This window comes from Dokdonella sp. (assembly GCF_036518555.1).
Lineage (GTDB): Bacteria > Pseudomonadota > Gammaproteobacteria > Xanthomonadales > Rhodanobacteraceae > Dokdonella_A.
In genome coordinates this window covers 1-10,252 of record NZ_DATDMY010000286.1, presented here as the reverse complement: position 1 = coordinate 10,252, position 10,252 = coordinate 1, and the positions used below count along the sequence as shown (strand labels likewise).

12 protein-coding genes and 2 pseudogenes are annotated in these 10,252 nt (G+C 70.4%); 10 read left to right on the top strand and 4 right to left on the bottom strand.

Translation table 11 applies throughout. The annotated features are described in order from the left end of the window. From VI238_RS15575 to VI238_RS18775, 4 genes and pseudogenes are all read right to left on the bottom strand, one after another. On the bottom strand, nucleotides 1–278 hold a 278-nt coding region (locus VI238_RS15575; protein WP_331652995.1), incomplete at its 3' end, for a sugar phosphate nucleotidyltransferase. After that, nucleotides 275–1,336, bottom strand: a complete 1,062-nt coding sequence (locus tag VI238_RS15570) for an aminoglycoside phosphotransferase family protein (RefSeq protein ID WP_331652993.1) — start codon at nucleotides 1,334–1,336, stop codon at nucleotides 275–277. The genes VI238_RS15575 and VI238_RS15570, both read right to left, overlap by 4 nt. Nucleotides 1,337–1,406: 70 nt before the next feature. Continuing rightward, nucleotides 1,407–1,847 (bottom strand): hypothetical protein, encoded by a 441-nt coding sequence (locus VI238_RS15565; RefSeq protein WP_331652991.1) that lies wholly within the window; start codon nucleotides 1,845–1,847, stop codon nucleotides 1,407–1,409. A gap of 101 nt (nucleotides 1,848–1,948) precedes the next feature. After that, nucleotides 1,949–2,536: pseudogene (locus VI238_RS18775) on the bottom strand (serine hydrolase domain-containing protein); the annotation flags it as partial. 129 nt (nucleotides 2,537–2,665) lie between these two features. On the opposite strand from VI238_RS18775, the gene VI238_RS15555 reads away from it, so the two are divergent. From VI238_RS15555 to VI238_RS15510, 10 genes and pseudogenes are all read left to right on the top strand, one after another. Next, on the top strand, nucleotides 2,666–3,112 hold the full coding sequence (locus VI238_RS15555) for an SUF system Fe-S cluster assembly regulator (protein ID WP_331652987.1): 447 nt from the start codon (nucleotides 2,666–2,668) through the stop codon (nucleotides 3,110–3,112). Nucleotides 3,113–3,162: 50 nt separating this feature from the next. Then, entirely contained in the window at nucleotides 3,163–4,647 is a 1,485-nt protein-coding gene (sufB, locus tag VI238_RS15550) for a Fe-S cluster assembly protein SufB (protein ID WP_331652985.1), read from the top strand. Further along, the gene (locus tag VI238_RS15545; protein WP_331652983.1) at nucleotides 4,644–5,060 is read left to right on the top strand and encodes a hypothetical protein; all 417 of its coding nucleotides are present in this window, start codon (nucleotides 4,644–4,646) and stop codon (nucleotides 5,058–5,060) included. Before sufB ends, VI238_RS15545 begins: the two co-directional genes overlap by 4 nt. Further along, entirely contained in the window at nucleotides 5,057–5,293 is a 237-nt protein-coding gene (locus tag VI238_RS15540) for a hypothetical protein (RefSeq protein ID WP_331652981.1), read from the top strand. The genes VI238_RS15545 and VI238_RS15540 overlap by 4 nt, the downstream gene beginning before the upstream one ends. After that, entirely contained in the window at nucleotides 5,287–6,066 is a 780-nt protein-coding gene (sufC, locus tag VI238_RS15535; RefSeq protein ID WP_331652979.1) for a Fe-S cluster assembly ATPase SufC, read from the top strand. The genes VI238_RS15540 and sufC overlap by 7 nt, the downstream gene beginning before the upstream one ends. Next, the gene (sufD, locus tag VI238_RS15530) at nucleotides 6,063–7,328 is read left to right on the top strand and encodes a Fe-S cluster assembly protein SufD (protein ID WP_331652977.1); all 1,266 of its coding nucleotides are present in this window, start codon (nucleotides 6,063–6,065) and stop codon (nucleotides 7,326–7,328) included. The genes sufC and sufD overlap by 4 nt, the downstream gene beginning before the upstream one ends. Continuing rightward, nucleotides 7,325–8,569, top strand: coding sequence for a cysteine desulfurase (locus VI238_RS15525; protein WP_331652975.1), 1,245 nt, complete (start codon nucleotides 7,325–7,327; stop codon nucleotides 8,567–8,569). Before sufD ends, VI238_RS15525 begins: the two co-directional genes overlap by 4 nt. Before the next feature lie 9 nt (nucleotides 8,570–8,578). Further along, a pseudogene (gene sufU, locus VI238_RS15520) lies at nucleotides 8,579–8,974 on the top strand (Fe-S cluster assembly sulfur transfer protein SufU); the annotation flags it as partial. 51 nt (nucleotides 8,975–9,025) lie between these two features. Further along, nucleotides 9,026–9,568: a GNAT family N-acetyltransferase gene (locus tag VI238_RS15515; RefSeq protein ID WP_331652997.1), complete on the top strand. Its 543-nt coding sequence runs from the start codon at nucleotides 9,026–9,028 to the stop codon at nucleotides 9,566–9,568. Between the two features lie 98 nt (nucleotides 9,569–9,666). Further along, nucleotides 9,667–9,981 carry a non-heme iron oxygenase ferredoxin subunit gene (locus VI238_RS15510; RefSeq protein WP_331652973.1) on the top strand — a complete coding sequence of 105 codons (315 nt, stop codon included), beginning with the start codon at nucleotides 9,667–9,669 and terminating at the stop codon, nucleotides 9,979–9,981. Nucleotides 9,982–10,252 lie beyond the last annotated feature (271 nt).

The window sequence follows — 10,252 nt, the reverse complement described above, 5'->3', positions numbered from 1 at the left end:
ATGCCGCCGCCGGTCTCGAGCGGCGTCGGTCCTTCGTAGCTGAAATGGATGCGCAGGCCCCAGCGCGAGCCGTCGCCGAGCGCGGCCGGGAATTGCGCGGCGAGGTGCGACGTGTTGACGACGACCTCGCGCACGCCCGCGGCCGCGAGCTTGTCGAGGTGCCGCTCGATCAGCATGCGCCCGCCCGCACGCAGCAGCGGCTTCGGCGTCGCGTCGGTGAGCGGGCGCATGCGCTCGCCGCGGCCCGCGGCGAAGATCATCGCGCGACGGATCGTCATGCGGCGGACTCGCGTGCCTGCGTGATGTCGCGCTCGCCGAGCGCGCGCTCGAGCAGCGCGACGAACGCGGCGAGTTCGGGATAGCCGCGCGCGACCTGCGCCACGTAGCGCCAGACCAGCGGCAGGTCGCCGAGGTACTGCGCCTTGCCGTCGCGGTACCAGAGCCGGCAGAAGAGGCCGAGCACCTTGACGTGGCGCTGCAGGCCGACGAGGTCGAACCAGCGCCGGAAGCGCGCCGCGTCGACGTCGACGAGGTGCGCGTGGCGCAGGCGCAGCCGGTACGCCTCGACCCAGCCGTCGACGCGCTCGTGCGGCCATTCGATGTAGCAGTCGCGCAGCAGGGAGGCGAGGTCGTAGGCGATCGGGCCGGCGACCGCGCCCTGGAAATCCACGATGCCGGGGCTCGGGAGCCTCGGCGCGCCGGAGGGGTTGGACGACTCCCGACCCCCGCTGCCCGATTCCGCGCACACGAGCAGGTTGCGGCTGTGATAGTCGCGATGCATGAACGCGCGCGGCTGTTCCAGCGCCGCGTGCGCGAGGAACGTGAACGCCGCTTCGATGACGTCCCACTCCTCGCACGCGGGCACGTAACCGAGATGCCGCTGCAGGAACCATTCGGGCAGCAGTTCCATCTCGGCGACGAGGCGGCCGCGGTCGAACACGGGCAGGCCGGCGGTGTCGACCTGCGCCTGCATGCGCAGGAGCGCGTCGAACGCAGCGCCGTAGAGGTGGTCCGCGCTGTGCCCGTCGAGTTCGGGCAAGTAGGTGCGCGTGCCGAGGTCCTCCATGAGCACGAAGCCGTCCGCGCGGTCGACGGCGAACACGTCGGGCGCATGCAGGCCCGCCGCGCGCAGGCGCGCTCCGACCTCGAGCCAGGTGTCGAGCTCGGCGCGATCGTGCGGCGCGTCCATGAGGATGCGTGCGGGCGCACCGGGCGAGCGCACGCGCCAGTAGCTGCGCGCGCTCGCGTCGGCGGAGGCCACCTCGATGTCGACGCTCGCCGCGAGCGCACTTTCGGCGAAGCGACGGCGCGCGTCGGCGCGGAGGTCAGGGGTCACGGCACGTCCTGCGTGATGACGGGTCGCGCGAGTCTAGCAAGGCGCCTGCGCGCTGCCGCATGCCGCCAGCTCAGGGACGTTCATTGCCGTCGCGGAAGATCGGGTCCGCGATCTCGACCGGCGCACAGCCCGCGACCGGCTGCGCGCGCACGAGCGCATCGATGTCGACGACGGCGTCGTGCGAGAGTTCGCCCATCGGCGGCAACATCGTCGCCTGCTGCTCGATCATGATGACGCCGTAGAAGCCGCCGTCGAAGTCGACCCACGGCGCGTAGCCGAACTTGCCGATGCTCGAGATCGCCGGCGCCGCGGGCGGCGGCGGAAACGTCTCGATCCATGCACCCACGCTGTACGCGTGGCGGCCGTCGGCGCCGGGCGGCGAATAGGCGAGCGCGGCGCCGCCGGTCTGGTCGGCATCGAGGAGCGCGATCGCCTGCGGCGAGAGGATGCGCCAGCCATTGCCGACGCCGCCCGAGAGCAGCATCGCGAGCACCTTCGCATAGTCGGGCAAGCTCGCCTGCGCACCCCCCCCGCGATGCGGTAGTTCGCGGTCGGCCCGAGGCCCTGCCAGTCGATGCCGGTCGCGCCGAGCGGCGCGCCGATGCGGTCCCGCCAGCCCGCCTGCCAGTCCTCGCCGCCGCGCACCTCGGCGACTTCGCCACCGACCTGCATCGAGATGCCGCCGTACGCGAAGTACGCGCCCGGGGGCGGGAACGGCATGTCGACGTGCTGCGCGATCCACGCGACGTCCTCGGCGAGCGTGACCGGGAAGGCGAGCACGGGGCTGTCGAGGTCGTCGCCGTAGCCGGCCGTGTGCGAGAACATCTGGCGCATCGTCATCGTGCCCTTGAGCCCCGTGAACTCGGGCAGGTAGTCCGACACGGGCGCATCGAGCGCGATCGCGCCGCGATCGACGAGTTGCAGGATGCGCACGCCCGCGAGCAGCTTCGATGCCGATGCGAGCGGAATGCGCACGTCGTCGTCGTAGGCGGACGCGCCGCCGCCCGCGTGCAGGTACTGCTTGAGCAGCAGGCCGCGCGCCGTTCCGATCGCGATGCCGGCGTCGTCCACGCCCGCGCGCTGCACGAGTTGCCGCACCCGCGCGGTGACGGCCGTGAAATCGCATTCGACCGCCCTCGCCGCCGGCGTCGCGGCGAGCGTGGCGAGCAGGCACAGGCACGGGTACGGGAGCGGGCGCATGGACGATCCTTTCTCGAGTCGCTGGCGGCACCAACGTGCCCGAATGGCTGGCGTTGACAGGCCAAGGTTTGACCGCACCGCGGGTTAAACAGTACTATTTCGGTACTGATTAACGACCGGCACGCCGCCATGCTCCGCGTCAGCAAGCTCACCGATTATGCGACCGTCGTCATGACCTGCCTCGCGGCGGCCGGCGACGGCGTGCTCAGCGCGCAGGTGCTGGCCGAACGCGCCCGGCTCGAGCTGCCGACCGTGAGCAAGCTGCTCAAGCAACTCGCCCAGGCCGGGCTCGTCGCGTCGACGCGCGGCATCAACGGCGGCTATCGCCTCGCGCGCGCGCCCGAGCGCATCACGATCGCCGACGTGGTGACCGCGATGGAGGGCCCGATCGGCATGACCGAATGCAGTGCGCATGCGGGCCTGTGCGGCCATGAGTCGCACTGCGGCGTACGCGTGAACTGGCAGCGCATCAACCATGCGATCGCGAACGCGCTCGAAAGCGTCACGCTCGCCGACATGCTCAAGCCGCCACCGCGGCGCGCCGGGACGATCCCGTTGCGCGTCGCGACGGCGTGAGGAATCCGCGAACGTCCTTCGCGAACGACAAACCAGTCACAGGCAGCCCGATGGCGACCCAGACCAGCACCGAAATCGAGATCGAACGCGCCCGAGAGCCGACCGGCAACGCGGCGGTCGAGGCGGCGCTGAACCGCCGCTACGAGGCCGGCTTCGTCACCGACATCGAGAGCGAGAGCCTGCCGCCCGGGCTCGACGAGGACGTCGTGCGTGCGATCTCCGCGCGCAAGAACGAACCGGAATGGATGACCGATTGGCGCCTCGCGGCGTACCGCCACTGGCTCACGATGGCCCCGCCGCACTGGGCGAAACTCGAGATCGACCCGATCGACTTCCAGGCGATCAGCTATTTCTCGCAGCCGAAGAACCGCCCTAAGTCGCTCGACGAGGTCGATCCGAAGCTGCTCGAGACCTACGACAAGCTCGGCGTGCCGCTGCACGAGCGCGCGCGCCTCGCCGGCGTCGCGGTCGACGCGGTATTCGACTCGGTGTCGGTCGGCACGACGTTTCGCAAGGAGCTCGCGGCGGCGGGCGTGATCTTCTGCTCGATGTCCGAAGCGATCCGCGAGCACCCGGACCTCGTGCGCCGCTACCTCGGCAGCGTGGTACCGACCGGCGACAACTACTTCGCCGCGCTGAATTCCGCGGTGTTCTCCGATGGCTCGTTCGTGTTCGTGCCGAGGGGCGTGCGCTGCCCGATGGAACTGTCGACCTACTTCCGCATCAATGCGCGCGACACCGGCCAGTTCGAGCGCACGCTGCTCATCGCCGAGGAAGGGGCGAGCGTGTCCTATCTCGAGGGCTGCACCGCGCCGATGCGCGACGAGAACCAGCTGCACGCGGCGGTGGTCGAACTGGTCGCGCTCGACGATGCGTCGATCAAGTACTCGACCGTGCAGAACTGGTATCCGGGCGACGAGAACGGCGTCGGCGGCATCTACAACTTCGTGACCAAGCGCGGCGACTGCCGCGGCGCGCGCTCGAAGATTTCCTGGACCCAGGTCGAGACCGGCTCGGCGATCACGTGGAAGTACCCGAGCTGCGTGCTGCGCGGCGACGATTCGGTCGGCGAGTTCAATTCGGTCGCGCTCACGCACCATCGCCAGCAGGCCGACACCGGCACCAAGATGATCCATATCGGCCGCAACACGAAGTCGAAGATCGTCTCGAAGGGCATCAGCGCCGGACGCGGGCAGAACACCTATCGCGGCCTGGTCAAGGTCGAGAAGGGCGCCGATGGCGCGCGCAACCACACGCAGTGCGATTCGCTCCTGATCGGCAAGAAGTGCGGCGCGCACACGTTCCCGTACATCGAGGTGAAGAACCCCGGTGCGATCGTCGAGCACGAGGCGACGACGTCGAAGATTTCCGAGGACCAGTTGTTCTACTGCCGTAGCCGCGGCATCGGCGAGGAGGACGCGGTGTCGATGATCGTCGACGGCTTCTGCAAGCAGGTGTTCAAGGAGTTGCCGATGGAGTTCGCGGTGGAAGCGAAGAAGCTGCTCGAGGTGTCGCTCGAGGGAGCGGTCGGATGAACCTGCCGGGCGTTCTTCTCGCGATCGCCGGCGTCGCCGCGCACGGCGCGGATCCCGGCAGCGTGCGCTACGTGCCCGAGATCGTCGGCCGGCTCGCCGGCGTGCCGGCGTATCCGCCGACGAATGTCTGCCTGCGCCACAGCGGATCGGAGTCGACCCAGTGCGCGTACACGGACATGCAGGGTCGATTCCGCATTCCCTCGTTCGGCGAGGTACACCCCGAGCCGGCGTCGGAAGACGAGGCGCGGCCACCCGTGTACGCGGACTACTGGCTGGAACTGGGTACGCGCACGCAGGCCCCGAGGCGCCTGCGCCCGCTCGGCCTGGTCGGCGAAGCGGACGCGGTGCTGCATCTGGACTGCGACCTTGCGCGCGCGGGTTCGGATCCTTGCGACGCGAGGGGTGCCGGATGAGCGTCGCGTGCCACCACTGGGTCGCCACGTTCGCGCCGGACGGCCGCGATCGTTGCAGCGGCCTGCGCGCAAGCCGTTACGACGCCGCATCGCTCGCGTCGCGGTGCGCGCCCGCGTTCCGCCTCGCCGCGTGCAAGCGCGACCTGCGCCGCACGCCGAGCGGCGGCGAGCAGGCATTCACCTACGTGCTGTTGCGCCGCGCCGGCGCCCAAGACCAGGACATCCAATGCTGAAGATCGACGACCTCCATGTCCGCGTCGCGGGCAAGGAAATCCTCAAGGGGCTCTCGCTGGAGATCGCCGCGGGCGAGGTGCACGCGATCATGGGCCCGAACGGCGCCGGCAAGTCGACGCTCGGCAACGTCCTCGCCGGGCGTGACGGCTACGAAGTGACCGCGGGCCGCATCGAGTACCTCGGTCGCGACCTGCTCGCGCTCGAGCCCGAGGAGCGCGCCGCCGAAGGGGTGTTCCTCGCGTTCCAGTACCCGGTCGAGATTCCCGGGGTCAACAACACGTATTTCCTGCGCGCCGCGCTCAATGCGCAACGCAGGCACCGCGGCGAGCCCGAGCTCGACTCGATGCAGTTCCTGAAGAAGGTGCGCGAGAAGCTCGCCGTGCTGCACCTCAAGGACGAGTTGCTCCACCGTGCGGTCAACGAAGGATTTTCGGGCGGCGAGAAGAAGCGCAACGAGATCTTCCAGCTCGCGCTGCTCGAGCCGCGCCTCGCGATCCTCGACGAGACCGATTCCGGCCTCGACATCGACGCGCTGCGCATGGTCGCCGACGGCGTCAATGCAATGCGCGACCCGGCGCGTGCGTTCCTCGTCGTCACGCACTACCAGCGCCTGCTCGACTACATCGTGCCCGACGTCGTGCACGTGCTCGCCGACGGGCGCATCGTCGAGAGCGGCGACAAGTCGCTCGCGCTCAAGCTCGAGGAGCACGGCTACGCGTGGATCGCGGGGCGCCACGCGCCGGCGCACGGCGGCGCGGGAGTCGCCGGATGAGCGCGCTGCTCGATTCGCTGCTCGGCGAGCGCCCGGTTCCGGCCGGGCTCGCCGGCGTGCGCGCCGCCGCGGCAGCCGCACTGCGGCGTCGCGGGCTGCCCGGTCCGCGCGACGAAGCGTGGAAGTACACCAGCCTGCGCGCGCTCGAGCAGCGCCGTTTCGTCGACGGCGATCGCGGCGCACGCGCACGCGCGATCGACGCCCCGTTCCTTCCCGGCGCGTACGCGGCGCGCCTCGTATTCGTCAACGGCATCCATCGCGAAGATCTTTCCGAGGTCGGCGCCGTGGCGGGCCTGCACGTCGAGCGACTCGGCGGGCGACCGGACGAGCTCGCCGCGCTGCTTCGCTCGGCGCCGACCGGCGACGCGTTCGGCGAACTCAATGCCGCACTCGCGCTCGACGGCGTGCGCGTGCGCGTCGCCGCGGGCGCCCGCATCGAGGCGCCGGTGCAGATCGTCCACGTCGGCGCGCCGGCCGAAGCCGAGGTCGCCTGGAGTCTGCGCACGCAGGTCGAGCTCGGCGACGGCGCATGGCTGCGGCTCGTCGAGCACCACGTCGGCACGGCGCCGAACGCGAACCTCGCCAGCATCGTCGCCGCGTACCGGCTGGGCGCCGGCGCGCGGCTCGACCTCGTGCAGGTGCAGGATGCCGCGGACGGCGCGTATCTCGTGCGTCGCAGCGAAGCCACGCTCGGTGCCGAGGCGACGCTCGACCTGAACACGGTGGAGGTCGGCGCGCAGCTCGTGCGCCACGACCTCGTCGTCGACCTCGCGGGTCGCGGCGCGCGCCTGCGCTCGTGCGGCGTGTTCGCGCTGCGCGCGCGCCAGCACGCGGACACGCACCTGGCGGTCACCCACAATGCGCGCGACACCGCCTGCGACATCGCTTGGCGCGGGGTCGCCGACCAGCGATCGCGCGGCGTGTTCCACGGCGCGATCACCGTCGCAGCGGGTGCCGACGGCGCCGACGCTCGGCTCGCGAACAAGAACCTGCTGCTGTCCGCGCAGGCCGAGATCGACACCCAGCCCGTGCTCGAAATCCATGCGGACGAGGTCAAGGCCGCGCACGGCGCGACGGTCGGCCAGCTCGACGAGCGTGCGTTGTTCTACCTGCGTTCGCGCGGCCTGCCGCTGGAGCTCGCGCGGCGCATGCTCGTCGCCGCGTTCTGCGGCGCGGTTCTCGACGGACTCGAGCCCGGGCTGCGCGCGCACGTCGACGCACTGCTCGCGGCGCGGCTGCCGCAGGCGGAGGTCCTGCCATGAGCAAGATCCAGGCACGCGACCACGCGTTCGACGTCGGGCGCGTGCGCGAGGATTTCCCGCTGCTCGCGCGCAGCGTTCACGGCAAGCCGCTCATCTATTTCGACAGCGCGAACACCGCGCAGAAGCCGCGCGCCGTGATCGAGGCGGTCGACCGCTATTACCGCGAGTTCAACGCGAACGTTTCGCGCGCGGTGCACCAGCTTGGCGAGGAAGCGACCGCGGCGTACGAGGCCGCGCGCGACAAGCTCGCGGCCTTCCTCGGCGCGCCGTCGCGCGACGAGATCGTGCTGACCAGCGGCACGACGCAGGCGATCAACCTCGTCGCGTACAGTTGGGCGCTGCCCCGGCTGGGGCCCGGCGACGAAATCCTCGTCACGACGATGGAGCACCACGCGAACATCGTGCCGTGGCAACTCGTCTGCGAGCGCACGGGCGCGCGCCTCAAGGTCGCGCCGATCGACGAGCGCGGCGAGCTGCTCGTCGATCGCTTCGTCGAGGCGCTCACGCCGACGGTCAAGCTCGCCGCGGTCGCGCACGTTTCGAACGTGCTCGGCACGATCAACCCCGTCGCGGAGCTCGCACACGCGACGCGCAGGCGCGGCATTCCGTTGCTCGTCGACGGCTCGCAGGCGGCGCCGCATATTCCGGTCGACCTGCGCACGCTCGGCTGCGACTTCTACGCGATGACCGGCCACAAGCTGTTCGGCCCGACCGGTACCGGCGCATTGTGGGCGCGGCGCGAGATCCTGCGCGACATGCCGCCGTTCTTCGGCGGCGGCGAGATGATCCGCGAGGTGCGCTTCGAAGGCACCACGTTCGCGGATCCACCGCATCGCTTCGAAGCGGGCACGCCGAACATCGCCGGCTTCGTCGGCCTCGGCGCCGCGATCGACTACCTCGGCGGCGTCGACCACGCCGCGATCGGCGCGCACGAGCAGGCACTGCTCGCGCACCTCACGGACGCGCTGCGCGCGGTGCCCGGCGTGCGCCTGTTCGGCGAGGCCGCGCGCAAGGTCCCGGTGGTGTCGTTCCTCGTCGAGGGCGCGCACGCGCACGACCTCGCGACCCTGCTCGACCATGAAGGCATCGCGGTGCGCTCGGGCCATCACTGCGCCCATCCGCTGATGCGGTTCTTCGGCGTGCCGGCGACCCTGCGCGCGTCGCTCGCGTTCTACAACACGCACGAGGAGATCGAGCGGTTCGTCGGTGCACTTCAGCGCGTGCGCGCGCTGCTCGCCTAGGGCGGCGCGATGGCTGCGCCCGACGCGTTGTATCCGCAGCTCGTGCTCGAGCATCGGCGCCATCCGCGCCTTCGCGGCCACCTCGTCGATCCGACGCACGCGGCGGACGGCGCGAACCCGCTCTGCGGCGACCGGCTGCGCATCGAGCTCCGCTGCGACGCCGGCCGCATCGCCGACTTCCGCCATTCGGGAGAAGCCTGCGCGGTCGCGGTGGCGACGGCGTCGATGCTCGGCGAACTCGTCCGAGGCCTCGGCGCCGCCGCGGTGGCAGCGCTCGAAGAGCGTTTCGCCGCGTACATCGAGGGACGCGGCGACGCGGACGGGCTCGGTCCGCTCGCGGCGATGGCCGGGTTGCAGGAGCACCCTTCGCGGCGACAATGCGCGTTGCTGCCATGGGCCACGCTGCGCGCCGCGCTCGCCGGGTCGGCCGACGCGACCACTGAAACGGAGCTTCCGATGCAAGCGACCACCGCCACCGACCGCTTCGCGTTCCGTGCCGCCGAGCCGGCGGACGTCGACGCGATCGTGGAACTCGTGCAGTCCGCCTATCGCGGCGAAGGCAGCAAGCAGGGCTGGACCACCGAAGCGGACATGCTCGACGGCCAGCGCACCGACGCGGCGGGGGTGTCCGCGCTGCTCGCCGCGCCCGGCAGTCTCGTCCTGCTCGCCGAATCGGGCGCGCGCCTGGTCGCCTGCGCGCACGTCGAGTGCCAGGGCGTGACGGCCTATTTCGGCATGTTCTCCGTGAGCCCGCAGTTGCAGGGCGGCGGCATCGGGCGCGCGATGCTCGGCGAAGCCGAGCGGATCGCGCGCGGGGAATGGGGTTGTCGCCAGATGCAGATGACGGTCATCTCGATCCGCGACGAGCTCATCGCGTGGTACGAACGCCGGGGCTATCGCCGCACGGGCGTGTTCAAGCCGTTCCCGTACGGCGACGAGCGCTTCGGCATCCCCAAGCGCGACGACCTGCGCTTCGAGCTGCTCGTGAAGGCGCTGTAGGTTCGGCAAATGGGGCGCGAAACCGAAAAAGCGGAAACTCGGCCCTTGCTTGGTGTTTCATCTTCGATTTCCCGATCCAGCAATGGAGCGATGCAGCGATGAACTGGGTGCGCGTGTGTGCGACCGCCGAGCTGCTGCCGGGCGAGTATCGCGTGGTGTGGGACGGCGATACGCCGATCGCGGTGTTCAACCTCGATGGCGACTACTACGCGATCGAGGATGTCTGCACCCACGACGGCGGCGAGCTCACCGGCGGCGTCATCGAGGGGCGCGAGATCGAATGCCCGCGCCACGGCGCGCGCTTCGACATCACGAGCGGCGCGGCGCTGTGCCCGCCCGCGTACGAACCGACCGCGAAGTTCCCGGTGAAGGTCGAAGCTGGCGCCGTCTGGACTCGCGATGATCGGGGGTGAAGATTCGAGCAGGACCAAAGCCTGAAACACGAAGGACACGAAGGACACGAAGAACACGAAGGAAAGGCGCGTTCAAAATCCGGAGCGCGGAGCGCACGGAACACGCGTGCGAAAGCTAGGGGTTTTTTTGCGTGTGCTCCGTATTTCAAGCTCTGTTCTTCGCCCAGCTCAGCCGCGGTCGTCGCGGGTCCAGACGGCGCCGTCTTCGATCCTGACCGGGAACTTCGCGGTGGGTTCGTAGGCTGGAGGACAGAGCGCGGCGCCGCTCGTG